This is a genomic window from Chitinophaga sp. GbtcB8 (genome assembly GCF_019091455.1).
Classification (GTDB): Bacteria; Bacteroidota; Bacteroidia; order Chitinophagales; family Chitinophagaceae; genus Chitinophaga.
The window spans coordinates 72,132-98,294 of sequence record NZ_JAGXJN010000024.1; the positions used below are offsets into that span (position 1 = coordinate 72,132).

Consider the following 26,163-nt stretch of genomic DNA (forward strand, 5'->3'; position numbering starts at 1 on the left):
TTTCTTTAAGTATCTGAATATGCATTTCGACCCCATCTGCTCATCTACCATTTACCCCCTGGCCCCAAACAACAAACTCCCGATGCGCACCAAAGTGCTGCCAGCCTGCAGCGCCAGCAGGTAATCGCCGCTCATGCCAATGGATAGCTCCCGGAAATAATCCTGGTCTGGAAAATAATGTTCTTTTATGCGGGTGTGCAATGCTTTCAGCCGCTGAAATTCTTTGAGGATCTGGGCTTCATTATCCGTATTGGTGGCCATGCCCATCAGGCCGGTTATACGGATGTTGGGTAATGCCTGCTGCTGCCATTGTTGTAACAGGGCTTCCAGCTCTGCGGCATCCAGCCCGAACTTGGTTTCTTCTTCCGCAATGTGCATCTGTAATAAACAATCAATGGTGCGGTTATTTTTAGCTGCCTGATTACTGATCTCCTGCAACAGTTTAAAACTATCCACTGCATGGATCATACTTACAAAAGGCGCAATGTATTTTACCTTGTTGCTTTGCAGGTGGCCAATGAAATGCCATTCTACATCAGCCGGGAGCTCCGGCTGCTTTTGCACCAGCTCCTGTACGTAATTCTCGCCAAAAGCACGCTGGCCGGCATTGTACAGCGCCTGGATATCTGCTACGGGTTTGATCTTTGAAACGGCTACCAGCCGGGCGCCATACGGTTGTAAAGTGGCCTGCACCTGTTGATAAGCGGGTAAATTGATGGACATGAGGGCAAAGGTAAAAAAAAAGTCCATGGCCAATGGTCCATAGTCCATGGCCTGGTGCGTGGAAAATAGTAGTTCATGGAAAAGCAAAAGAGCATGGCTTATAGCGCATGCTCTTTTACATATACTTACAATACCTACAAACGCGTACTATGCAATGGACTATGGACCATCGGCCATGGACTACGCATTCAATATCGATCTGCTGATCACAATCCTTTGCACTTCAGAAGTACCTTCATAGATCTGGGTGATCTTGGCATCGCGCATCATGCGCTCCACATGGTATTCTTTTACATACCCGTAGCCGCCGTGCACCTGCACTGCTTCGGTAGTTACCCACATAGCGGTTTCAGAAGCAAATACCTTGGCCATAGAAGCGCTTAGCGTGTAGTCCTGGTGGTTATCTTTTTGCCAGGCGGCTTTCAGGCATAACAGGCGGGCGGCTTCTATCTGGGTAGCCATATCTGCCAGCTTAAACTGGATGGCCTGGTGCTGGGAAATTTCTTTCCCGAAAGCTTTTCTTTCCCTGGAATATTTTAAAGCCAGCTCAAATGCGCCACTGGCAATGCCCAATGCCTGGGATGCAATACCAATGCGGCCGCCGGACAGCGTTTTCATGGCAAACTTAAACCCAAAACCATCTTCGCCAATACGGTTTTCCTTGGGCACTTTTACATCCTGGAACATAATGCTGTGCGTATCGCTGCCGCGGATGCCCAGCTTGTTCTCTTTAGCGCCTATGGTTACCCCGGGCCAGCTTTTTTCTACGATCAGCGCATTAATGCCTTTGCTGCCTTTTTCAGGATGGGTTTGGGCTATAACCAGGTAAGTGCTGGCAGAGTTACCATTCGTAATCCAGTTCTTGGTACCATTCAGCAGGTAGTGGTCTCCCTTATCTTCCGCAGTAGTGCGCTGGGAAGTAGCATCAGAACCGGCTTCCGGTTCACTCAGTAAAAAAGCGCCGATAACTTCGCCTTTAGCCAATGGCACCAGGTATTTTTGTTTTTGCGCTTCGTCGGCGTAAGTTTCCAGCCCCCAGCATACCAGGGAGTTATTTACGCTCATACAAACAGAAGTGGATGCATCTATCTTGGAGATCTCCTCCATGGCCAGCACGTAGGAAATGGTATCCAGACCGGCGCCCCCGTATTTTGGGTCTACCATCATGCCTAAAAATCCCAGCTCGCCCAGCTTTTTAATCTGTTCGGCCGGAAATTTCTGTTTTTCGTCGCGCTCTATTACCCCTGGTAACAGCTCGTTCACGGCAAAATCCCGGGCGGCCTTTTGTATCATTAAATGCTCTTCTGTTAATTCGTAATTCATAAGTAATGCGTGGTTTTGATGTATGTAGGCTAATCAGCAAATATACTGATGTATGCTCTTCGCCCGCTCATCTGCAAAGAATTCAATGTTATCCATTATTCCTTCGTAAACGTTGAAGAAATTCTTATAAGCATGCATTCTTATTGGAATTGGTTCAGTTTTTCAGCCCGCTTGCTATAAAGCATAACAAATAATTGATAATCGTGATCGGTTAAAAACCTGTAGATTGCCGCATATGAAGAACATCAAGATCATTGAGGTTAAATCGGAAATAGGCGCAGGTACACGTGGCGCCAGCCTGGGAATAGATGCTATCAAGATTGCGGCGCTGGACTTCATGAGCAATTTCTTTGTACACTTTCCGTCCGAAATAATAGAAACTGAGAACAAGCTGTTATTTGAGCCCATAGAGTCCCCTTTTGCCAAAAGGATCAAAGGGATCTATAACATGTATGAGCGCATCAGCAAAAGCGTGTTTGATACGGTAAAGTCAAACTGGTTCCCGGTAGTATTATCCGGTGACCATAGCACCGCCGGCGCCACTATTGCAGGCCTTAAAATGGCGCACCCCAAAGCCAAGCTGGGGGTAATATGGATTGATGCCCATGCCGACCTGCATACCCCCTACACTACCCCTTCCGGCAACATGCACGGGATGCCCCTGGCTGCCTCCATTGCAGAAGACAACCTTGAATTTAAAGCCCATGAGCTGGACGATAACACCGCCAAAATGTGGAGTGCCCTTAAGAATATCGGTAAAATATCGCCCAAGGTAATGCCGGAAGATATTGTGTTCATTTCCCTGCGGGATTATGAAAAGGAAGAAGACCACCTGATCAAAAAATACGGCATGAAGGTGATCACCACCAGCGAGGTAAGACGCAAAGGGCCGGAGAATATTTCCCGCTCTGTATTCCGCTACCTGAGCGATTGTGATTACATCTACATTTCTTTTGACGTAGACAGCCTGGATGCTTCTATTTCCAAGGGTACCGGCACCCCTGTGAGCAATGGTTTGCGGGAAAGGGAAGCGGAAGACCTGATCGCCAAATTTATGCAACACCGCAAGATCTGCTGTTTTGAAATAACGGAAGTAAACCCCACCCTGGACCGTGAGAACCTGATGGCGGAGATTGCGTTTAATATACTTCAGCGGAGTGTGAATGTGCTTATGGTTAATTAATTATTCGGGGATCCTGAAATACGCAACCAGCCAGCCTACTACTTCACTGTAACTGTAAATGCCTTTTTCCTGTTTGTTGGCTTTCAGGTATTGATCATACAGCAGCTGGGAATAATCGTCCAGCGGGCCGCGGAAGGAGCGGTAAAAATCAACTACATATTTATAATCTGCTTTTATGCCGGGAACTGCGCGGCTCCATACCTGGCGGGCCAGTGCTGTATCGCGCCGGGCCAGCTGGCCGGTGCTGTACAGAAACATTTCCAGGTTAGCGGCATAACGGAAACGTATATCCGGCGAATGGTCGGCTACCAGGTAACCTACAAAGTTGGCGGTTTCCTCCGGCGCATAGCCCAGCTGGTGGGCTATTTCATGGCAGGTGGTAAAAGGCTGGGTAAACCCGGGTGTGGTGGTATTTACCTGCGCCTCGTTGGTAAAGGGATTTAAATAACCCGTTACGCCCATATAATTAAGCCAATGGCTATAAATAGGCTTTTTTATGGAAGGACGCTTATACCGCAGTAAGGGCCATTTCACAGCGGCCTGCTCGTAGGCCAGGGTTGCACGCTGGAACAGCCGGGCGCTGTCCGGGTCAGGGGCGGCAATACCACTGGTATCGCCCAAAGCAGCCTTTTGCTGGTTCACCTGCTGTAATAACGTATCGGCCAGCTTATATAACTGGTTGGTATTATAGGGTTTTACCTGCATGGGCAGCCCCATATCTGCGGCTAGTGAGTGCCGGCGATAGTTGTAACCCCACAGCAACAGGAAGGCGAAATACACGCCCAATAAGAATCCCAGGGCATTCAGCAATAGCAGGCCGGTCTGCTGCCAGCGGCCACGGAAGATATTATAACATAATTTTAACAAAAAAATGACCCCACCTATAACCCAGCCTGTATATATTAGATCGCCAACACTGAAGGGTATTGATCCTATGAGGAGTCTGAAGAATGTACTGATCCAAACATATATCCTATGAAAATAGAATGAAGTAAAACCAGTACTGGTCGAGAACAGCAGCTTAAATAACAAAAGGCAAAATACGGTCATACCTATACGCATAACCGGTCTTTTAATCGCAGCTTTTATTTCCATAATAACCTATAACCGAAAAATGAAGGCAGATGCACTTTTTCTAAACGAACTGTCTATACAACTATCTGCAAAACTGGCGGTGAAAATACAGATTAATCAGGCAGAAAGGATCAATGGCGGAGATATTAATGAAACCTACCGCCTGGATACCAATGAAGGCAACTGGTTCCTGAAAATTAACGATGGCCGCCGTTATCCCGATATGTTTGCCAAAGAGTACAGCGGGCTGGAAGCGCTGCGTAAAACCAATACTTTTACGCTGCCGGAACCGGTATGCTACGGCAATATTCACAGCCGCGGCTTCCTGGTGACCAGCTTTATGAAAAAGGGCGGTGTTACCCACGATTTCTGGGAGCAGTTCGCAGGCTCCCTCGGCAAGCTGCATCGTAATACACAATCCTACTTCGGATTTCCTGAATCCAACTATATAGGTACGCTTAAACAGTTTAACACACCGTACACTACCTGGCCGGTGTTCTATGCCTTTAACCGCCTGATGCCCCTGGTAAAACAGGCCTACGACCGTTGTGTGCTGGAAAAGGCTACGGTTAAACAGCTGGAGAAGCTCTGTAAACGGCTGCCGGCTATTTTCCCGGAAGAAGCGCCGGCCCTGCTGCATGGCGATCTGTGGTCCGGCAATTTTATGGTAGGCCCGGATGGCAAAGCCTGTATTTATGACCCGGCCGTGTATTACGGGCACCGGGAAATGGACCTGGCCATGACCCGCCTGTTCGGTGGTTTTGATACCCGCTTTTATTATGCCTACGAACACATATACCCCCTGGCCAATGGCTGGCAGCAACGTATAGGCATTTGCCAGCTGTATCCCATGCTGGTACATGCGCTGTTATTCGGCGGCAACTATGTGGATAGTATTAAAGGAGTGCTGAAGGAGTGGGATTGATCACCTCCTCACCCCATGCTCTTCAATAAACAGCAGCATTTTTACAAACTCATCTTCAATGATCGGGAAGTATTTGTTCATATCGGCAGAGATGTCGGCATAAAGGGCTTCTATTTTCTCAACCGGATTGTCTGGATCTTCGCGGAGGGTATCTTCCATCTCCTGGATCTTATCTGTGAGCCAGGTAAGGCCTACCATGGCAAAATTGGGTTTTAGCTTATGCACCTGGTTCTTCAGGTTTTCCAGGTCTTTTTCATGCACATAGTTTTCCAGCTTACGTACTTCCGTACGGATGGTTTTGATAAAGATCTCAAACAGGTCTGCGGCGTAAGCAATGTTGTTTTCATACAAAGTACGCAGGTACCTGGCGTTCAGCTCCTGGTGGAACTCGTAACCATTAATGTGCAGTTCTTCTGCTTCCTCCATTATTAAGGCAGTTTCTTCTTCGTTCAGGTATTTGTTGAGTATTTGTAATAACTGATCCGGCGTATAAGGCTTTGTCAGGATATCTGTTATTCCAATAGTACGGGCCATGGTGGCAGTGCTTTCCATAGTTACTGCGGTGGTAGCTACAATAGGGGTGGCTACGTTGGGCAGCTTTTCGTCGGCGCGTATCCGTTTGGTCAGCTCAAATCCATCCATACCAGGTATGCGGATGTCCATCAGGATCAGGTCATAATGCCGGTTGTCCAGGAAATAAATGGCGTCGGGAGCATTGGTGGCCAGCTGGCAATGGATATGGTATTTTTCCAGCAGGCTAATGATGTAACGGAGGTTCATAGGATTATCCTCAATGACCAGTAACCTGGCCCCCCCGAAATCAATATGCCTGCGCCGCGGGCCGTACCGCACGCCGGATATTGCCGGTTTATTTGTGTCAATGAACGGAAGGTTGAATGAGAAACAGGTACTGTAGCCGGGATGTTCTTCTACCAGTATATTGCCGCCCTGCCTTTCTACCAGCTGTTTCGCAATGGCCAGTCCTAAACCTGTACCACCGTAAATTTCACGGATCTCTTTTTCTGCCTGTTTGTAATTCTGAAAAACCAGCTCCAGTTTGTCCTTCCGGATGCCGATGCCGGTATCACAAACCCGGAACCGCACCCATAGTTTATTCTCCTGCCAGCTTTCCAGCGTGGCAGTTAGTATTATTTCCCCTTCTTTTGTGAACTTATCTGCATTCCCCAACAAATTCATCAGGATCTGGTTCAGCAGGAGGTCGTCTCCTACCAGCAGGTGCTGTAGCTGGGTATCTACCGTGGCTGATATCTTAACCGGCCGCTGACCAATTTTCAGCTCAAAGGTATGCTTTAATGACTGGATTAGCTCACCCAGGTTAAATTCCCGCTGGCTTACCTGCAGCTCCCCGGCCTCTATCCGGGAAATGTCCAGTATATCGGTAATAAGGCCCAGCAGGATCCCGGAGGAGTGTTTAAGCGTTTTTACATATTCCAGCTGCCGCAGGTCCAGGTGGGTTTCTTCCAGCAGGTGGGCCATGCCAATGATCACATTCAGGGGGGTGCGTTTTTCATGGCTCATATTGGCCAGGAACTCTTTCTGGTATTTCTGGGCTTCTTCCGCATCCTGCCGGGCCCGTTCCAGCTCCCGCTGCATAAGGCGGTGCCGGGTTACATCCACAATTTGCCATATGCTGCCCTTGTACCGGCCATTCTCCGTCAGGGGCAGGTAGCTGATCTCTATGGCGCGCCCGTCTATAAAAGTCACCGGCCAGCCATAATAGGGTTTCTGGCGGAGGCGCAGCTCCTTCATTTTCTCTTCAAATCCCTCCGGGTCAATGATATATGGGCGGAAAAAGCTGATAATTTCCTGGTAGGATTTATTCAGGATATATTCGCCTGCAGGACCAATATCAAACGAACTGATCACAACAGGATTGACCCAGATGAGGTAATTTTGGGCATTGGTGATCAATACCCCGGCGCTGGTATTATGCAGAAATTCTGAGATGGGTAGGGAAAAGATAGCCTGTTCCTCCGAATTTGGCATATTGGCGGTTACAAAAGGTGTTTTTCGGTGTCCCAGTCTAACTTTGGCCTTCATGGTTCATTTTTCACGGGATAGAGTGTACAGGAAAATGTTTTCACAGACAGCAGCACAGGCTCGATGCATTGATAATCAACAAATTTAGGAAATTTTTACATTTACAATAATTTTGCTACCTTTGCATCCCTCTAAAAGTGGAGGACTGTTTTATAGGAAACGAGCCCTAGTTCTTTTCTTAAAAGTAAATAACTTTGCGCACGTTCCATCTGACTTTGACATCAAATTTTAATCAGATGAAATCACTCCGTGAATTTGATATAGCCTTTGTAGGACTGAAACCCGGAGTGCATGCCTTTCAGTACCAAATTACGGATAGTTTTTTTGAAAATTACGGTCCGCAGGATTTTAGTAACTGCAATGCAACGGTAAAGCTGCAATTTGATAAAAAAAGCAGCTTTTTCATGCTAAAATTCGAAATAGGCGGCACAATAACGGTAATTTGTGACAGATGCGGGGCACCGTTTGAATTACAGCTTTGGGATGATTTTGACCAGGTAGTGAAGCTGGTAGAGAATCCGGATGAATTGCAAAACGATGAAGATCCGGATGTGACTTACATCTCAAAAACAGAATCGCACTTTAATGTGGCCGATCTGATCTATGAATACATTAACCTCAGCATTCCCATGCAGCGCATCCATCCGGATGATGCCAACGGGAAAAGCGGTTGTGATCCAAAGGTGCTGGATATGCTGGACAAAATGAACCAGCAGGCGGGAGATAATAAGAATCCAATTTGGAAAGACCTGGACAAGTTCCGGGAAAATTAAGAACGATCTTAGATTTACGGTTTTCAGCTTAAACCGGAATCGTAAATCAGGGAAAGTAAATCTAAACTTTGAAATCTTAAATTGATATACAATGCCAAATCCTAAACGCAGACACTCTCAGCAAAGATCAGCTAAGAGAAGAACGCATTACAAGGCTGTTGCGGATACTTTAAGCACTGATAGCGCAACCGGAGAAGTGCACCTGAGACATCGTGCTCATTGGGTAGAAGACAAATTATACTACAAAGGAAAAGTAGTGCTGGAGAAACAGAACAGCGCTAAATAATTTTACTTTCGTACCAGCGGGTATTAAGTTAATTACGAATTATTAAATTACGAATCACGAATTGGGATGAAGCGGATGATTATCTTCGCTATGTTTTAATTCGTAATTCGTAATTGATAAATTCGTAATTTTTGTGTATTCTACCTTAAGACAAACTAACGTTACAATGCGAATTGGGCTTGATATGATGGGAGGCGACTATGCCCCCCAGGAAGCAGTAAAAGGAGTAAAATTATTTTTAGAAACTGTTGCCACCAAAGCGCACCTGGTACTCTTAGGGGATGAACAAGCCATCACCCCCCTGCTTGCAGAAGCGCAGATCCCTGCATCAGACTATACTATCATACATGCCCCGCAGGTGATTGGCATGCATGAGCACCCTACCAAAGCACTTAAAGAAAAGCAACAATCCTCTATTGCCATCGGATTTCACCTTTTACAGAACGGGAAAATAGATGCCTTCATCAGCGCAGGCAATACCGGCGCCATGATGGTGGGTACCTTTTATTCCATTAAAGCCATAGAAGGCGTACAAAGGCCTACCATCAGCACCCCCGTTCCCCGGGAAGACGGTACTTTTGGTTTGCTGCTGGATGTGGGCATTAATTCGGACTGTAAACCGGAAAACCTGGTACAGTTTGCTATACTGGGCTCCCTGTATGCCAAGCATATCCTGAAAAGGGATAACCCCACTGTGGGTTTGCTGAACATTGGGGAAGAGGAAGGCAAGGGTAACCTGCTGGCACAGGCCACCTATCCCCTGCTGAAAGAACATCCGCAGCTGAACTTTACGGGCAATATAGAAGGCCGCCATATTTTCAGCAACAAGGTAGATGTGATCGTATGTGAAGGATTTACCGGCAACGTAGTGCTGAAAATGGCAGAATCGTTCCATGAGATAGCGGTAAAACGCAATATCAGGGATGAATACCTGGACCGCTTTAATTTTGAAACCTATGGCGGTACCCCGGTACTGGGCGTATCCCAGCCGGTGATCATTGGCCATGGTATTTCAGAAGCAGCAGCCTTTAAGAATATGATCACACTGGCGCAGCAGATGATAGAGAGCAAGCTGCTGGAAAAGATCAAAGAAAGCTTTAACGGAAAGCAGAGCTAACCAACTCACTGCTAACGGCAAATAAGAAAAGAGCGTGTACCCATACGGATACACGCTCTTTTTTATTGGGTAGTTATTTGAACAAAAGGCCTTGTTTAACAGACTGTTAATGCGCCGGCACTGTTTTTTGCACGCCCTTCTGCAGCTTATGGTATTGCAGGTAAGACACGGCCAGTATGCCCAGGAACACCAGCGGCATAATACGGTTGGCCACCGGATCGCCGGCAGCGGTATGTGCCAGGAAGGCGGCAATAAAGGTGAAGGTGAACCCGGCGTAGGTCCACTCCTTAATACGGGGCGCTACAGGCGCCAGCAGTAAAATGGCCCCTATGAGCTTGGCAATGGCCAGCTCTACACGGAAGTGATCAGGATAACCCAGGTGGTGGAAACCTTCAGTAATGGCCGGCTGTGTTAAATAAGAATAGGCCGAGAAGGTCATCATTAACGCCACAATTGCCGTGGTTATCCAGTAAATGATCTTTGTTGCTTTCATGTTTCAGTAGATTTTCTGTTCCATTAGTTTAAGAATGCAAAACTAGGTACATTTGATAACCATTTATTAGTACTATACAACAGGTTAGTAGTAACCTTTAGGTTAGTTAAAACTGTGAGATATGCCATTTGATACTTTAGAGGAACAGCCCTTCACTGAACCGGTAACAGCAACTGAATGCAGCAATCACCTGCGGGCCGTGGGCGATGCATTATACGTGATCGGCGGGAAGTGGAAACTGCGCGTTATTATTGCCCTGGGGCATGGCCATAAACGTTTTAATGAGCTGCAACGCGCCATTGAGGGCATTTCTGCCCGGGTGCTTTCCAATGAGCTGAAAGAGCTGGAGCTGAACGGGTTTATAACGCGTACCGTGCATACGCAAACACCGGTGGTGGTGGAATATACGCTTACCCCCTACAGCGCTACGCTGAAGAACGTGATGGGCGCGCTGGCGGAATGGGGCTACATGCACCGGGAAAAGATCATTAACGGTAAATGATCCGCGTGTAGCTAATGCCCAACAATATGTGCCGCCATTACGGCTACGGCCATACGGAGAACACCCCGCGCGTAGCTAATGCTCAACTAACGGCAGCTTTACAAAAAAGGTGGTACCTGTATTAATGCGGGTTTCAAACCATATTTCCCCGCGGGCCTGCTCTACAATGTTCTTACACATAGCCAATCCCAGGCCGGTACCGGAGTTTTTGGTAGTGAAGTTGGGTACAAAAATGCGGGACTGTATTTCCGGGGAAATGCCTTCACCATTATCCTGCACGCTTACAATTACCCACTGGCGGTCTTCCGTGGCTTCCATATGCATTATTATATTACCGCTCCTGCTTTCCGGGATAGCCTGTATGGCGTTTTGCAGCAGGTTAGTGAACAGGCGGTTCATCTGCGTTTTATCTGCATACACATAATAGGGCTGCGTGGGCTCATCATATCGGATCTCACAGCCGGGCTGGCCCTGGTACAGCGCATGCAGGGAGTGCAGCGTTTCATTGAGCAGCAATACCTCGTTAACGGCTTCGCCTATACGGGAAAATGCAGAGAAGTCGGAGGCAATGTTGGAGAGGTGCTCTATCTGCTCCACCAGCGTATGAGCTACATTATTGGTAAGCTCTTTTACATTAGGACTATCATTTCCCACGGCCCGCTGTAAATACTGGATGCTCAGCTTCATGGGGGTAAGCGGGTTCTTGATCTCATGTGCTACCTGCCGGGCCATTTCGCGCCAGGCCCCCTCTCTTTCACTCTTGGCCAGCTTTACCGCGCTCACTTCCAGCTTGCGCACCATTTTGTTGTATTCCTTTACCAAGGCGCCTATTTCATCGTCCTTCTCCCACTCTATCTCATCGTTACGCTGGCCCAGGTTCACATGGCGCAGCTTTTCCGTTACCAATGAGAATGACTTGGTAATTGAATTGGTGATGAGCAGCGCCAGCATACCGGCTATTAAAAAGATGAATGCATTAAAATTGATCAGCGCTACCAGGAAGTTGGAGATCTGCTGGTTCAGCTCTGTTTGCGTGGCAAAATAAGGTACGTTGAGGTAGGCAAACACCTCTCCTTTCGGATTGCGCAGGGGCACATAACCGGAAAGGTACCGCATGCTGCCTATTTTTTCTTCCTGTATGAATTGTATACGGTTCAGGCGGAACATATGAAAATAGGCTGCCGGGTGCATTTTGCGGGATAACAAGCCCTTCTCCGTCATTAAAGGCTGGGTACTTACTTCCAGGTTGCCATCCCGGTCATAAATATTAATATCCAGCGCGCGGTCTTCCGCAATATCACTTACTGATGATTGCAGGCCGGATTGGAATACCGGATCGTACAGGTCCTCCAGCTCATCAAACATACGCTGGGTGTAAAACTCCTTTTCCACATCATGAGCTACTTCGTTCATGGTTTTGCTGAGGCGCTCCCGGTTCTCTGTTTCCGAACGGTTAATGAAGAACAGGATGGTGGTGCCCCCCAGGATGATGAATGCAAATACCACCACAAAAATCACCGTGCCATGCACCTTACGGCGGATGCTTACATCCACCAGCGCCCTTAGCTGCCCTATGCGCATCCGCGCTTTTACCAGCAGATCCAGCAGCCTGTAAATAACAATAATGAGCAGGAACAGGCAGAACATGTAAGCAAACAACGTTATGAACTCAATAAAGCTGCGGCTTTCCTTTACCACCATCACCACCTTATCCCGCGAGGCTTTGTAAATGAGTACAGAATGGCCGTTCACCGTTTTCTCCGATACATCTGTTAAAGGAATATCGCTGTTATACAGCTTTATGGGAAAAGGAAAATCGTTGTTATTGCTTACCAGGATGTTCTTATCATAAATAGCGTAGGAATAGGCGGCGGCTGATTCTTTCTCCGGATCACTCAGCTCCCCGTCCACCAGCAGCTCCGGGTACAGCTTCTGCGGGTTTACCACGGCGGGTGTAAGCTCGTACACCATAGAGCCAATGATCACACTATCCCGGTAAAATACCTGTTTACCAATATAGCTGTAATCATTGAAGCTGCGCTCATTATAATACAGGTCGTTATCATTACCTACCTGGTCTGACTGCCGCAGAATGCGCGGGTTCAGCGAATACAGGCTGGCCGTATCGGAAGGGTATACGGGATAGCCATTTTCATCAAAGAAATAAAAGGTAAGATTAAAACGGCTCAGGTAACCTTTGAAATACTTTTGCTTCAGCTCATTTTCCAGCATTTCCCGTGGCAGCTGGCTGGAGCTGCGGCGGTCCTGGAAGAACAGCTGCATCAGCTCATCGTCACCGGCATTGCGGTTCACATCATTCAACAGCATTTCCAGGTAGGGATCGCGCTGTTTGGAGAGGTTAATGGCCAGGCGCTCCCGCTGGCTTAATTCCTTTTTGTTATTATAATATACCAGTACGGCGGAGGTAGTAACCGTAAGCAGCACCAGCCAGAATACAAATGCTACAGTTGCCAGGCTGTTCTCAAAACGGGAGGAGAACATGTCCAGCAGCATTACATAAAACAGCAGCCACAATACCATTACCGTGAAGTACGGGATCTCCGGGTTATGAATGCGGAACAGCAGCCACAAGATGCCTACTGCGCCTAAGAATATGTATTTAGTGCGGTGCCGCGACTGTGTAAGCTCATTCAGCAGGAAGTTAATGATCTGCGAAAAGAATAAAAAGCTAAAGGCTATAAAACCCAGTATAATGAAGCCTATGAGGCTGTATTCATTGAGGCTGAAAGGGTTGGTTACGTCAAAGGATATCTTGGAATCTATTACCAGGCTTTGGATCAGCTCTGACAGGAACTGCCCTACAATAAACATTACCAGGCTGGCCAGGGCAATCACCAGCCACGACTGCCATTTGTACCTGAGCGCCGGCGCATTAATGGTTTTTACGTGCTCCCGGAAGAACAGCAGCATCCAGAAAGTGAGCAATACGTTCAGCAACAGATCGCCCAGGGAATGAAAGATCTCATCCTTGGCGTAAATGTAGGGCATGAAGATATTGAGAGCCCGCAGGTTAAACGGGAAGGGGTATACGTAGCTAAGTACCCGCAGCGTGCCTACCATGAACAGCAGGTACAGGAATCCCATGAGGGGGTTCTTATGCCGGGCCAGCAGCGTGGCAAAAAGGTTCAGGAATATAAGCACGCAAATACAGCCCAGCACCCGCAGTATAACGCTGAGCAGGTTAGGCGGGCTTGCATCCAGCGCGGGATCGTAGTACAGGTAAAATAAAATGATGTTCCTGTTATTGAGCACCGGTATGCCCGGCGGACGCATTTGTATGCTGTATTCCTTGCCCAGGGCCGGCTTATCAAAAAAGTGATCTACCAGGTAATCATTGCTGATGCTGTATTCCATGGCTACCGGCAGCAGCCCTACCAGGTAGCGGCTATGCCCGGGCGCGCCGGGTAATTTGCGGCACAACACTTCATAATAACCGTTCTTGAGCTTTGCAAAACCAGAGCCTTGTTTCAAAGGCTGCAGGTCGTCCGGCTGAACCAGGTTGGTGCTCCAGAACAGCAGCCAGCGGCCGGTGGCGGTGCTGTCATATGCATATACGTAGTAGTCGCGGTTGTGCAGCGCTTTCAGCTCCTGTTCATTATAATTGCGCTGAAAGAGGTGCCTCATGGTGAGGGTATCGGCGGCCAGCTGCTCAAAGGAAAGCTCCCGGTTATGCAGGCTTCTTTCCAGGCTCCGCTTTACCCCCTGCGGGGATGAGTAGTACGACCAGTAATTGCTGAACAAAAAAGCAAAGGTGAATAACCATGCGGCTATGATCAGCAGGTAACCATGCCGCAGGAAAAAAAGGCGTATTTCTTTAATGTCTAACATGAAATCAATGGGCAGATGTGCAAATATGCAGATGTGCAAATATGCGAATATATAAATGTGCAGGTGATGAAAAAATGTGCGGTTTCAGATGTACAGATATTCAATTGTTCATTTCCTGCGTTCCCCCATTTGCACATCTGCACATCTGCATATTTGCATATTATTCTTTTGTTTTTACCTCGTTCCATAACCCGTCCATTTCAGTGAGGGTCATATCAGCAAGCTGGCGCCCCTGTTGTGCGGCCAGGGTTTCCATTTGCTGAAAGCGGCGTATAAACTTTTTATTGGTGCGCTCCAGCGCATTTTCTGCATCTATTTTCAAAAAGCGGGAGTAGTTGACCAGGGAAAACAGCAGGTCGCCAAATTCATCTTCCACCTCCTGCTGGTTGCCGGTTTGCAGGGCTTCCTGCAGCTCCTGCAGCTCTTCCTGCACTTTATCCATTACCTGCTGGGTATTATCCCACTCAAAACCTACCTGTTTGGCTTTTTCCTGCAGGCGCATGGCTTTTACCAGGGCCGGCAGGGATACGGGTACGCCGCTAAGGGTAGACTTTTTTCCTTCTTTCAGCTTCAGCTTTTCCCAGTTCTGCTTTACCTGCTCTTCATTTTCTACCTGCACATCACCATAAATATGCGGGTGCCGGTGAATGAGCTTGTTGCAGATACCGGTAATGACATCGTCTATAGTGAACTGCTGCTGCTCGGTTCCTATTTTGGCGTAGAACACAATGTGCAGGAGCAGGTCGCCCAGCTCTTCTCTTATGGATTGCCAGTCGTTTTCTGTGATGGCATCGGCCAGCTCGTACATTTCTTCAATGGTAAGCTGCCGGAGTGATTGCAGGGTTTGTTTCCGGTCCCAGGGGCATTTTTCCCGGAGATCGTCCATAATATTGAGCAGCTGTTGAAAGGAGGCGGTTTTTAGCGTTTCCATTGGATAAATGTAGTAAAAATAGTCCACGGACCAGAGGCAGTGCGGGAGTCCATGGTCCATAGTCGATGGTCCATTGCCTGGTGCGTGGGGGAAGTGGTGCGTGATCAGTCCACGGCCCACTGCTGAGAGGTCCATGATTAGGGTTGATGGCTGGGTGCATGGGGAGGTGGTGGTGAGAGTTGATGGCATAGTGTGTGCGGGAGGTGTTGAAAGTGAGGAAGGAAAGATGGGGAGTGTAACTGGTTGGCAGTGAGGCGGTGTTTATTTGCAGCGGAGAGCTGTAGCGGGGATGTGCCAGGCTAAACGGTTTAAAAGGCCATTATTTAACATACGATATAATACAGATAGTCAGGAGCAATACGTTATATAAGACCGGAATATTCCATGAGCTGTTACCTCCGCGGACCAGGCAGCGGACTATAAACTGTGTGGGTAGTCTGCGGGCTTTGAGCTGAGGAATGCGGGCCGGCCGGTATACGAACCACCGCCTCCGCGCACCGGGCTATGGACCATAGACCATCGACCATGGACCGGCGCCACAGGCGCCCCCGCCTGTTAACAACTTTCGATTGCCGGAAAAGCCATTTTAGTTACATTTGCGACCGGTTTTTACAAAAGCTTACTTTTTAATTATTCTTTATTAGTTAATTCATGAATACCAAACACATCGCACTCATTTCAGCGGAATTAGGTATTGCTGCCAGGCAGGCAGAAAATACCATGAACTTGTTGGCAGAAGGTGCTACGGTACCTTTTATCAGCCGCTACCGGAAAGAGGTAACCGGCAGCCTGGATGAAGTGCAGATCGCCCGTATTGAAGATCTGAAGAAACGCTACCAGGAAGTGGATGACCGCCGTGAGTTTATCATTAAAACCATCACGGAGCAGGAAAAAATGACCCCGGAGCTGCTGGGCAAGCTGGAAGCTAGCTGGAACCTTACGGAACTGGAGGACATGTACCTGCCTTACAAGCCCAAACGTAAAACCCGCGCTACCACGGCCATTGAAAAAGGCCTGGAGCCGCTGGCCAAAATTATTTTTGAGCAGGGAGACATTGCGCTGGATACCCTGGCCGCCCAATATGTAAATGATAAAGTTGCTTCTGCAGACGAAGCCCTGAAAGGCGCCCGCGATATTATTGCCGAATGGATCAACGAGAACGCGGAGCTGCGTGATAAGCTGCGTAAGCTGTTCACCCACACCGCCGTGCTTACCTCCAAAGTAATAGAAGGTAAAGAAGAAGAAGGACAGAAATACAAAGACTACTTTGATTTCCAGGAAGAGCTGCCGGCCATCCCCTCTCACCGTGTACTGGCCATCCTGCGCGGGGAAACAGAAGGTTTCCTGTACGCTACCGTAATGCCGGTGGAAGATGAAGCCCTGGAGATCATCCAGAAACAATTTGTGAAAGGCAGCGCTGCAGCCCGGGAACAAATGAACAAGGCTATAACGGATGCGTATAAACGCCTGCTGCGCCCCTCGCTGGAAAACGAGTTCCGCGCGCTGGCTAAAGAAAAAGCTGATACTGAAGCTATTGACGTATTTGCTGAAAACCTGCGCCAGCTGCTGCTGGCAGCCCCACTGGGCCCCAAGGGCGTAATAGCCATTGACCCGGGTTACCGTACCGGCTGTAAAGTAGTGGTGCTGGATGAGCAGGGCAATATGCAGGATAACGATGTAATATATCCCCTGGAAAAGAACTACAAACGCGATGATGCAGAAGCCCTGCTGAAAAAATGGGCCAAACAATATAACACCCTGGCCATTGCCGTAGGTAATGGTACTGCAGGCCGCGAAACAGAGGAGTTTGTAAAGAAGATAGACTTTGGCACCAAGATCAATGTATTTATGGTGAACGAAAGCGGCGCCTCCGTATACTCCGCTTCTGAAGTGGCCCGTGAAGAATTCCCGGACCATGATGTAACGGTACGTGGTGCAGTATCCATCGGCCGCAGGCTCATAGACCCGCTGGCAGAGCTGGTGAAAATAGATCCCAAATCAATTGGTGTAGGGCAATACCAGCACGATGTGAACCAGTCGCACCTGAAACAAAGCCTGGACCGTGTGGTGGTAAGCTGCGTAAACAATGTGGGCGTAAACCTGAACACCGCCTCCAAACACCTGCTGGCCTATATTTCCGGCCTGGGCCCTTCCCTGGCGGAAAACATTGTGAAGTACCGTAAAGAGAACGGCGCATTTAAGAGCCGTGCATCCCTGAAGAAAGTACCCCGCCTGGGCGAAAAAGCTTTTGAACAGTGCGCCGGCTTCCTCCGCATTGAAAATGGCGACAACCCGCTGGATAACTCTGCCGTGCACCCGGAACGTTATGGACTGATAGAAGCCATGGCTGCCAAACAGCAGTGCAGCGTGCAGGAGCTGATGGCTAAGGAAGACCTGCGTAAAAAGATAAATCCGAAAGAATATGTGAGTGAAGAAGTAGGCTTGCTGACACTGGAAGACATTCTGAAAGAGCTGGATAAACCCAGCCGCGACCCGCGCGATGAAATAGCCATCTTTGAATATGCAGAAGGCATTCATAAGATAGAAGATGTAAAACCCGGTATGACACTGCCCGGCGTAGTAACCAATATCACCGCTTTTGGCGCCTTTGTGGATATTGGCGTTAAGCAGGATGGGCTGGTGCACATTTCCCACCTTTCCAACAAATTTGTGGGCAACCCTAACGAGGTGGTGAAGCTGAATCAGAAAGTAACGGTAACGGTGCTGGAAGTAGATGCTTCCCGCAAACGCATTTCCTTATCTATGAAAGATAATGAGGCGCCGGCGGCAGGTGGCAGCAACAGCGGTGCACCGCGGAAAGAACGCCGCGATAATAACAGCGGCGGTAACAAGCCTGCTGGTAAGCAGGCGGCAGCTGCGCCGTTGAATGATTTTCAGGCTAAGCTGCAGGAGTTGAGGAAGAAGTTTAATTAATTTTTTCTTTGTTCCTTTTTGCTTCCCCAAAAAGGAACCAAAAAGGGGACCGCAACCGGTTACCGCCCGGTTGCGGAGTGGTACCTTGATTGAGCTTTTTTGCTACTGTGGTGCCGGGCTTTGGGCCTTGATGACATTAGCGATATTGATGACATTGGAGATATTGGAGATATCGGAGAATAGAATTTAAATGTAAAAGGGAATGCAGTTGATCGCTGCATTCCCTTTTACATTTAGCATTTTACATTTGAAATTTTATATTCTTATTTTAATAGCGTTCTTAAGAATATGCCAATGTCTTCTCCTTCCAGGATTACGCTTACTTTGGTCAGGTTTATGGCTTGCTGGGGCATATAGCCTACTTCTGCGGTGGCGGGTTGCTGCGCAATGGTGAAACCGCCGGCATCGGCAATGTTCTTGAGGCCTACAGCGCCATCGGCATTAGCGCCGGATAATAATACGCCTACTAACGCGGGGCCATATACGAGGGCGGCTGATTCAAAAGTTACATCTATGCTGGGGCGGCTATAGTGCACTTTTTCAGAGGCATCCAGTGAAAAAGTATACTCGTTTTCCAGGAGTAAATGATAGTCCGGCGGGGCTATGTAAATGGTGCCCGGTAAAATGAGCTCCTTATCCTCTACTTCCTTTACCACCAATGTTGTTTGGGAGGAGAGCAGATCTGTCAGAATAGAATCGCCGCCTTTGCCGCGGTGTACTATCACTACAAAGGCAACATCTACCGCTTCCTGTACGGCAGCCACGATCTTCAGGATGCTATCCAGGCTGCCGGCAGAGCCGCCGATCACCACCATCCGGTATTTACTTACATCACCTTCCGCCATATTCTTTCCCTGTTTTCCAGTTGTTTAAACTTACGGGCTATGGGGCTAAAGCGCAGATTCTCTTTGGAACCCAGCACCAGGAAACCCAGCTTTTCAAGGCTGTCGTCAAATAATGTGAGCACATTATCCTGCAGGTACTTATCAAAATAAATGAGCACGTTGCGGCAAAAGATCAATACAAATTCATTGAAGGAGCGGTCGGAGACCAGGTTATGCGTAGCTACGATCATCTTGGCCTTTAAACGGTCGTCGAATTTGGCCCAGTTGTATTTGGCGGTGTAGTACTTTGAAAAATCATGCTTACCGCCGGAAAGAATATAATTCTCTGAGTATTGTTTCATTTCACTGATCGGGAACACGCCTTTGCGGATATTCTCAATGGCTGTTGGGTTCAGGTCTGTTGCATACAGCAGTGATTTGTGCAGCAGGTTAGCCTCATCCAGCAGAATGGCCATGGAATACACCTCCTCCCCTGTGGCACAACCGGCGTGCCAGATGCGGATAAAGGGATGTGTGGCCAGTATGGGCAGCACCTCTTCCCGGATGGTCTTAAACACCTGGGGATCGCGGAACATTTCCGTTACATTCACCGTTAGCTCTTCCACCATACGGGTAAGGTAGGCAGGATCCTGGCGTACGCGGTATAACAGCTCTGCAAAACTGGGGAAGCGGTCTATGATCATCAGGCGACTCACCCTTCTTTTTAAAGAAGCGCGGGCGTAATTGGTGAAGTCATAGCCATAGCTGCGGAACAATTCATCCAGCAGCAGGTCCAGCTCTTCATCCTTCACACTATTTTCCATTTTATCGTGCATACTCATCCAGCAGCTGCTGCAGTTTATCTATGTCTACCGGTTTTGAGATATAACCATCGGCCCCGGCGGCCAGGCATTTATCCCTGTCGCCGGCCATGGCCTGTGCGGTAACGGCTATTACCGGCAGGTGCTGCCATTGGGGCGATGATTTGAGTATAGGAATGGCCTCATACCCATCCATGTCCGGCATCATCATATCCATTAAAATGATGCCAATCGTATTTCCGGCTGTCAGCAATGCAAATGCTTCCTGCATACCGGTGGCGGTTTCACACTGAAAACCCCTGGCTTTCAGCACGGCGGTGAGGGCAAAAATATTCCGGCTGTCGTCGTCTATTATTAATATGCTGTGCATTCCCTTATATATTGCTTTTGGAGTTATTCATATAACCATACCCGTAACAGGGACACCAGCTGGTCTACATCCACCGGTTTGGTAATGTAGTCGGATGCGCCGGCATTGATACACTTCTCGCGGTCGCCGGTCATGGCTTTGGCAGTTACCGCTATTACCGGCAGGTTGCGGTACTTATGCATTTGCCGGATGCGGCGGGTGGCTTCATATCCATCCATTTCCGCCATCATCATATCCATGAGCACCAGGTCTACGCTGGGTACTTCATCCAGCTGTTTAAGCGCTTCCCTGCCATCTATGGCGGAGATCACCTTCATGCCATAGGCTTCCAGCGATTTGGTGAGGGAGAAGATGTTGCGTACATCATCATCCGCCACCAGCACTACCTTACCCTTCAGCACCTCACTTAAAGCGCCCATACGTTTATAGCGGGTTACGCTGCGGTCTTTTGTATTCTCTTCTACCAGGTGCAGGAAAAGGGATACCTCATCCAGGATGCGCTGGTAAGAGTGCGCTGTTTTTACTACGATCGAATCTGCATATTGCTTAATGCGCATTTCTTCCACATGTGAAAGGTTGCGGCCTGTGAACACAATAATGGGCAGGTTCTCATACCCCGGCGATTTCTTTACTTCCTCCAGTACGTCGTATGAGTGCTGCGCGGGCACACCCATATCCAGGATCACACAATCCACCTCACTGCGGTTAAGGGCTGTGATGCCATCGCCTACCGTGGTCCGGATCTGTGTATGCACGTTAAATCCATCCAGGTAATAGGCCAGGGCCTGTGCATGTTTCTGGTTCTCTTCTACGATCAATACCTTTTTCGGGTGCCTGCTCAGCGCCTGTTCTATGCGCAGGAACACATCGCTCAGCTTATCTATATCTACCGGCTTATTTATAAAGTCTACTGCACCGCGTGACAGGCTGCGGGTTTTAGCCTGGTAAGACGACATCATGTGCACGGGAATGGGGCGGGTGGCTGCATCGGCTTTCAATTCCTCCATTACTTCCCAACCGGTTTTTACGGGCAGCTGTATATCCAGTAAAATGCCCAGGGGGCGGAAACGGCGGGCCAGCTCTACTCCTTCATCGCCCCTTACGGCTACAATTCCCTTATACCCTTTTTGCCGGGTATAGTCCAGCAGGGAGCGGGCAAAGGCGGTATCATCTTCTATGATCAGGATCACCTTTTCACCTGCTTTTATGTTATCACGATCATCCGGAACTGCGGGCGGAATATGCGCTGACAGGAATTGCAGATCTTTCACCAGCTCATCTTCCTTCGGTTTTTCCTGCTGTGAGGCTGTGATCTCTTCCTGCACAGGGGCCGGGATAATGGGTTTAACGGGATGAATGGAGGCGCCTTTTTGCAGGGGCAGGGTAAGCGTGAAAGTGCTGCCCTTGCCTTCCTCACTGTCCAAACTGATCTCGCCTCCCAGCAGCTTGGCCAGCTCCCGGCTAATGGACAATCCCAGGCCGGAGCCTCCGTACTTTCTGCGGGTAGAGCCATCTGCCTGCTGAAAGGCTTCAAATACAGTTTGCTGCTTATCTGCCGGTATACCAATGCCGGTATCCTGTACGGCAAAGGAAATGGTATGAACGTCTTTGGTGATGTGCAGGGTAACTGCGCCGCGGGCGGTGAACTTCAGCGCATTGGAAATAAGGTTGCGCAGGATCTGCTGCAGGCGCAGGCGGTCTGTTTCCAGCATTTTAGGCAGCTCGTCTGCTGCTGCTATGCGGAAGGTAATGTTCTTATCTTTTGCAATGGGGCCGAACAGGGAGCTCATTTCCCCTGTTACACTTTCAATATCTACATACTCATATTCAAGCTCCATTTTACCGGATTCTATCTTGGACAGGTCCAGTATTTCATCTATCAGCGTTAACAGGCCATTACCGGAGCTGCGGATCACTGTGGCATATTCTATCTGGTCGCTCAGCAGGTTACCGGCATGGTTCTCTGACAGCAGGCGGGAAAGCAGCAGGATGGAGTTGAGCGGCGGACGCAGCCCATGCGACATATTGGCCAGGAACTCTGATTTGTACTTAGTGGTTTGGGCCAGCTCTTCTGCCTTAGCCTGGATCTCAAAATTGCGTTCCAGGATCAGCTCATTCTTTTCTTCCAGCAGGCGGCTGCGTTCTTCCAGCTCCTGGTTGGCCTGCTGCAGCTCTTCCTGCTGTACGCGCAGCTCTTCTTCAGAGGCCTGCAGCTTCTGCGACTGGGCTTCCAGCTCTGTATTAATATTCTCCAGCTCACTGTGCTGCGACTGCAATTCTTCTGACTGGGCCTGTGTTTCGGCCAGCAGGTCCTGCAGGCGCTGATGGTCCTGTGCGCTGTGAATGGCCTGGCCTATATTGTAGGATGCTATTTTCAGGAATTCGCGTACCACGGAGCTGTAAGTGTCCAGGGTAGCCAGCTCCATTACTCCTTTTAAACGGCGTTCATGAATAAGAGGTACGGCTATAATGTTTTGCGGCTTAATACTGCCGGCTGCATGGTTCACTACCAGTGCGGCATCCGCTATATTTTCCAACAGCAGGTCTTTACCGGATAAGGCGGCCTGCCCGGCCAGGTCCTCGCCCAGCAGCAATGTTTTTTTAGCGCTGTCCTTATTTAACCCATAGCTGGCAGTCAGGCCCAGGGTTTCCTCATCCTTCAGCAAATAAACGGCGCCTACCTGGGAGCCGGTATAGTCTGTAATAAATTCAATAATGCTATAGGCCAGAACATCCAGCTGTTTTTCACCGATCATTTTTTCATTCAGGCTGGCAATACCGGTTTGTGTCCATTCCTTGTGCGAGAGGGTGGCGAAGGAATAGTCCAGCGATTGTGCCATCTTGTTCAGGGCCACACCCAGGGAGCCCAATACATCCTTCCCTTCATCGCTTACCCGTACCTGGTAGTTACCGCCGGAGATCTTGTCTGCAATACCCTGGATAATAGCCAGGCGGTTAGAGGTATCAATGTCTTTTTGCTCCAGGGCAAGCTGCAGCGCTACCCTTCTGTCATAATCAGCATTCACCCGCAGGAAGGATACAATGGCTACCAGCAGGGATAACAGGGAGGCTATGATAATAAGCACCGGCGTGTATGCTGCAAAACGGTTTGTTTTTTCTGTACGTAGTTTAAGCAGTGCCTGTTCCCGGTCCTGCATGGTTGTTATCAGGCGGCGTATTTCATCCATTTGCACTTTACCCTGTGTCAGGTCCTGCTCATTATTTGCAACGCCTCTTTTTTTGCTGTCAATAATATCCCGTAACAGGGCAAAACGTTGCACCACCAGGTCGCGCAGCTGCTGCAGGGATTGTTGCTGCCTGGGATTATCGAGCGTAAGCTTTTCTACTTCATTCAGCGTAGTGAGGGCGCGGTCACGGGCGCCATTATAAGGATCTAAAAACTCCGTTTTGCCGGTGAGCAGATATCCCCGTTGCCCGGTTTCCCCATCTTTTAAAGCAGAGGAGATCTGCTCCACCTTCATGATCAAGTTATTGGTATGGTCTACCAATCCCTGCCCTTCCAGCAAATTATGGATGCTCATGTAAGATGCTACAGAGCTTATGATCACCAGGAAAAGGGACAGGCCGTAAGTGATTATTAAATTCCTTTTGAATGATTCGTTCATGTATATACGTTTATAGTCCCTGTGTTTCTGTTTCTAATATGGCGGTTTGTTTCAGCGGCAGCACCAGCATAAAGGTGGCGCCCTGGCCTTCCCTGCTTTCTGCAGAGATAAGGCCGTTATGTTTCTGGATGATCTTTTTTACGATGGTTAAGCCGATGCCGGTACCATGATATTCATCTTTGCCATGCAGGCGCTGGAACATGTGGAATATTTTATCGAGGTACATTTCATTAAACCCTATTCCGTTGTCGGAAATATAGATGCGGCACCAGGCGCCTTTGCCGGAAATGCCGGCGGTAAGGGAGCGCTGGTCTATCAGCTCACTCCATATCTTAATAACAGGCGGGGTATCTTTTTTAGAGAATTTAAGCGCATTGCTGACCAGGTTCTGAAACAGCTGCCGCATTTGGTCCTGGATGGCTTCAATGACGGGCAGGTGGCTGATCTGCAGCACGGCTTCTTTTTCCTTAATGGCTACTTCCAGGTCGGCCATGGTTTCCTGTACCAGCTGGTTCAGGTTGCAGGTATTGAACCGGGGCTGTTCTGCCAGGTGGGAATAGCTAAGCAGGTCGTTAATAAGGCTGCGCATGCGCTCTGAGGAGGATATGACCTTGTTCATATACTGCAGGGCTTCCGGATCGCTGCCCAGGAACCGTTCTATTACCAGGCGGCTGAAGGTAATGATCTTGCGCAGCGGCTCCCGCAGGTCGTGGGAGGCTATGAAGGCATATTGCTGCAGCTCTGCATTGCTAAGCTCCAGCTCTTTATTGGCCTGCACCAGGGCTTTGGTACGCTCTTCCACCTTTTGCTCCAGCGTTTCTTTTATATCATTCAGCTCTTTTGTTTGCCGGTACAGGCGGGTAAAGGTTTTTACCTTTAATAGCAGGATGTCGGCATCAAAGGGTTTGGTAATATAATCCACTCCGCCGGAGGCATATCCTTTGGTTACAAAACGTTTGTCAATATTTACTGCGGACAGGAAAATGATGGGAATGTCCCTGGAGCGGCTGTAACCGGTAATGGTTTCTGCTACTTCATAGCCGTCCATGCCGGGCATTTGCACATCCAGGATAATGAGCTCATATTCATTCCTGAGTATCCTTTTCAGGGCTTCTTCGCCGGAGGTGGCAGTGTCTACCTCATAGAGATTGAGGCGGAGCAAAGCTTTTAGCGAGTAAAGATTTTCCTGTTTGTCGTCAACGATCAAGATCATACTGGGATGACTGAAAAACATTAATAAAACCAGCGTCAGCAAATTACGCAGGCGGGTACGGTCTGCCGCAGGGTTTTGAGGGCTGTGTGCAGGTCAAGATGTACATTTCCTGCAATGGCTTCCAGGATCTCCTGCAGCTCTCTGAGGCTGGTGGGTTTGGTAATAAAGCTCACCGCGCCCTTCTGCATGGCCTGTTCTACATCCTTTGGCTGTGAGGAGGTTGTGTACATGATCACCGGTATCTGTTTAAGGGCATCATCCTCTTTAAGGGCTGCCAGGCACTGGCGGCCATCCATGCGGGGCATGTTCAGGTCCAGGAAAATAACATCCGGCCGGGTAATACCTTCCCGTAATGCAGCCAGCGCTTCGTGCCCATTGGCGGCGGAAGCAAACACTACTGCGGGGTCTACCTGCTGCAATACTTCTTCAAATAATGACGTGTCGTCTAAATCATCATCAACCAGCAAAAATGTAGTTGGATTCTTCATATAATCGATCTCTTGTTCGCGCAAAATTAATTCAATCTGAGGAGTATCAGTGTTTTTGCCATAATGGTCCCCTCCGCGTATGCGGCATTTTTGGACGTGCGTCCCTCCCCGTGTTGTGGTGTACGGCGGATCTTACAATTGAATAGAGGTATAAACGAATATTAAATATAAAAACAATTTACTGCATCCGGTTATTTTGCCTGGAATTTTTGTTTCCATTCCCGCAGGCGCTGGGGGTAGGCGGTATCCTTTTTCTCTGCATAGATCTTTACCCGTCCTTTTACGGCTATGCCGGCATAAATAATATCGCGGCTCATATCTATTACCAGGGCGGCTTCGTCCCTACCGCAGTTATGCGGCTGGCAGCCTTCATTATAGAAGATATTGTTTTCTATTTCTATGGGCGGGGCTACCTGGAAGCGCTGGAAGAACAGGAGGCTGTCCCGGTTCAGCAGGCGGTGAAAACGTTCTTTCAGCGGCTCTTTATCCAGCAGGTCCACCTCGCCGGCATAACGGCCAATATAGTCCTCAAAACGGCTCCAGGAGGTGATCTCATCGGCCATAATGGTATCCGGTACCGGTATCATGGTGTCGGCAGAGGGTATGATGGTGGTATCCGGCCGGCGTTGTTCCATTTTTTTGGGTAT

21 protein-coding genes are annotated in these 26,163 nt (G+C 48.8%); 7 read left to right on the plus strand and 14 right to left on the minus strand.

Translation table 11 applies throughout. The features are described 5' to 3' along the window. Positions 1-51 precede the first annotated feature (51 nt). Positions 52-723, minus strand: a complete 672-nt coding sequence (locus tag KVT36_RS19980; protein ID WP_217605226.1) for a YggS family pyridoxal phosphate-dependent enzyme — start codon at positions 721-723, stop codon at positions 52-54. Between the two features lie 180 nt (positions 724-903). Further along, positions 904-2,046: an acyl-CoA dehydrogenase gene (locus KVT36_RS19985; RefSeq protein WP_217605227.1), complete on the minus strand. Its 1,143-nt coding sequence runs from the start codon at positions 2,044-2,046 to the stop codon at positions 904-906. Between the two features lie 235 nt (positions 2,047-2,281). Here KVT36_RS19985 and KVT36_RS19990 point away from each other — a divergent pair, with 235 nt between their 5' ends. Further along, entirely contained in the window at positions 2,282-3,229 is a 948-nt protein-coding gene (locus tag KVT36_RS19990; protein WP_217605228.1) for an arginase, read from the plus strand. On the opposite strand, the gene KVT36_RS19995 is transcribed toward KVT36_RS19990, so the two are convergent. Beyond that, the gene (locus tag KVT36_RS19995; RefSeq protein WP_368670035.1) at positions 3,230-4,324 is read right to left on the minus strand and encodes a DUF3810 domain-containing protein; all 1,095 of its coding nucleotides are present in this window, start codon (positions 4,322-4,324) and stop codon (positions 3,230-3,232) included. It lies immediately after the preceding gene. 19 nt (positions 4,325-4,343) lie between these two features. Between KVT36_RS19995 and KVT36_RS20000 the strand changes: the two genes are divergently transcribed. Further along, the gene (locus KVT36_RS20000; protein WP_217605230.1) at positions 4,344-5,228 is read left to right on the plus strand and encodes a fructosamine kinase family protein; all 885 of its coding nucleotides are present in this window, start codon (positions 4,344-4,346) and stop codon (positions 5,226-5,228) included. On the opposite strand, the gene KVT36_RS20005 is transcribed toward KVT36_RS20000, so the two are convergent. Next, positions 5,229-7,289 carry a response regulator gene (locus KVT36_RS20005; RefSeq protein ID WP_217605231.1) on the minus strand — a complete coding sequence of 687 codons (2,061 nt, stop codon included), beginning with the start codon at positions 7,287-7,289 and terminating at the stop codon, positions 5,229-5,231. A 236-nt stretch (positions 7,290-7,525) separates the two neighbouring features. Here KVT36_RS20005 and KVT36_RS20010 point away from each other — a divergent pair, with 236 nt between their 5' ends. The 3 genes from KVT36_RS20010 to plsX all read left to right on the plus strand — a co-directional run bounded on the left by KVT36_RS20010 (position 7,526) and on the right by plsX (position 9,465). Beyond that, positions 7,526-8,062 (plus strand): DUF177 domain-containing protein, encoded by a 537-nt coding sequence (locus KVT36_RS20010; RefSeq protein ID WP_217605232.1) that lies wholly within the window; start codon positions 7,526-7,528, stop codon positions 8,060-8,062. Between the two features lie 91 nt (positions 8,063-8,153). After that, positions 8,154-8,348: a 50S ribosomal protein L32 gene (gene rpmF, locus KVT36_RS20015; RefSeq protein WP_089915028.1), complete on the plus strand. Its 195-nt coding sequence runs from the start codon at positions 8,154-8,156 to the stop codon at positions 8,346-8,348. A gap of 166 nt (positions 8,349-8,514) precedes the next feature. Then, positions 8,515-9,465 carry a phosphate acyltransferase PlsX gene (gene plsX / locus KVT36_RS20020; RefSeq protein ID WP_217605233.1) on the plus strand — a complete coding sequence of 317 codons (951 nt, stop codon included), beginning with the start codon at positions 8,515-8,517 and terminating at the stop codon, positions 9,463-9,465. Between the two features lie 106 nt (positions 9,466-9,571). Here plsX and KVT36_RS20025 read toward each other — a convergent pair whose 3' ends face one another. Continuing rightward, complete coding sequence (locus KVT36_RS20025; RefSeq protein WP_217605234.1) at positions 9,572-9,958, minus strand: DoxX family protein; 387 nt, start codon at positions 9,956-9,958, stop codon at positions 9,572-9,574. Between the two features lie 121 nt (positions 9,959-10,079). On the opposite strand from KVT36_RS20025, the gene KVT36_RS20030 reads away from it, so the two are divergent. Then, complete coding sequence (locus KVT36_RS20030; protein ID WP_217605235.1) at positions 10,080-10,460, plus strand: helix-turn-helix domain-containing protein; 381 nt, start codon at positions 10,080-10,082, stop codon at positions 10,458-10,460. 75 nt (positions 10,461-10,535) lie between these two features. Here the strand turns inward: KVT36_RS20030 and KVT36_RS20035 are convergent, their stop codons facing one another. Together KVT36_RS20035 and mazG are read right to left on the minus strand one after the other, a co-directional pair. Then, positions 10,536-14,309, minus strand: coding sequence for a HAMP domain-containing sensor histidine kinase (locus tag KVT36_RS20035; protein ID WP_217605236.1), 3,774 nt, complete (start codon positions 14,307-14,309; stop codon positions 10,536-10,538). Between the two features lie 160 nt (positions 14,310-14,469). Next, a complete protein-coding gene (gene mazG, locus KVT36_RS20040) occupies positions 14,470-15,240 on the minus strand; it encodes a nucleoside triphosphate pyrophosphohydrolase (protein ID WP_217605237.1) in 771 nt (256 codons plus the stop codon). 651 nt (positions 15,241-15,891) lie between these two features. Between mazG and KVT36_RS20045 the strand changes: the two genes are divergently transcribed. Continuing rightward, on the plus strand, positions 15,892-18,174 hold the full coding sequence (locus KVT36_RS20045) for a Tex family protein (RefSeq protein ID WP_217605238.1): 2,283 nt from the start codon (positions 15,892-15,894) through the stop codon (positions 18,172-18,174). Between the two features lie 263 nt (positions 18,175-18,437). On the opposite strand, the gene KVT36_RS20050 is transcribed toward KVT36_RS20045, so the two are convergent. From KVT36_RS20050 to KVT36_RS20080, 7 genes are all read right to left on the minus strand, one after another. Continuing rightward, entirely contained in the window at positions 18,438-19,019 is a 582-nt protein-coding gene (locus KVT36_RS20050; RefSeq protein ID WP_217605239.1) for a chemotaxis protein CheB, read from the minus strand. Beyond that, on the minus strand, positions 19,001-19,840 hold the full coding sequence (locus KVT36_RS20055) for a protein-glutamate O-methyltransferase CheR (protein WP_254640104.1): 840 nt from the start codon (positions 19,838-19,840) through the stop codon (positions 19,001-19,003). Before KVT36_RS20055 ends, KVT36_RS20050 begins: the two co-directional genes overlap by 19 nt. Next, a complete protein-coding gene (locus KVT36_RS20060) occupies positions 19,824-20,189 on the minus strand; it encodes a response regulator (RefSeq protein ID WP_217605240.1) in 366 nt (121 codons plus the stop codon). Before KVT36_RS20060 ends, KVT36_RS20055 begins: the two co-directional genes overlap by 17 nt. Before the next feature lie 23 nt (positions 20,190-20,212). Further along, the gene (locus KVT36_RS20065; RefSeq protein WP_217605241.1) at positions 20,213-23,815 is read right to left on the minus strand and encodes a response regulator; all 3,603 of its coding nucleotides are present in this window, start codon (positions 23,813-23,815) and stop codon (positions 20,213-20,215) included. Between the two features lie 10 nt (positions 23,816-23,825). Continuing rightward, positions 23,826-25,028: a response regulator gene (locus tag KVT36_RS20070; protein ID WP_217605242.1), complete on the minus strand. Its 1,203-nt coding sequence runs from the start codon at positions 25,026-25,028 to the stop codon at positions 23,826-23,828. Positions 25,029-25,063: 35 nt separating this feature from the next. Continuing rightward, positions 25,064-25,516 carry a response regulator gene (locus KVT36_RS20075; protein ID WP_217605243.1) on the minus strand — a complete coding sequence of 151 codons (453 nt, stop codon included), beginning with the start codon at positions 25,514-25,516 and terminating at the stop codon, positions 25,064-25,066. Positions 25,517-25,707: 191 nt separating this feature from the next. Beyond that, entirely contained in the window at positions 25,708-26,151 is a 444-nt protein-coding gene (locus KVT36_RS20080; protein ID WP_217605244.1) for a hypothetical protein, read from the minus strand. Positions 26,152-26,163: the final 12 nt, after the last annotated feature.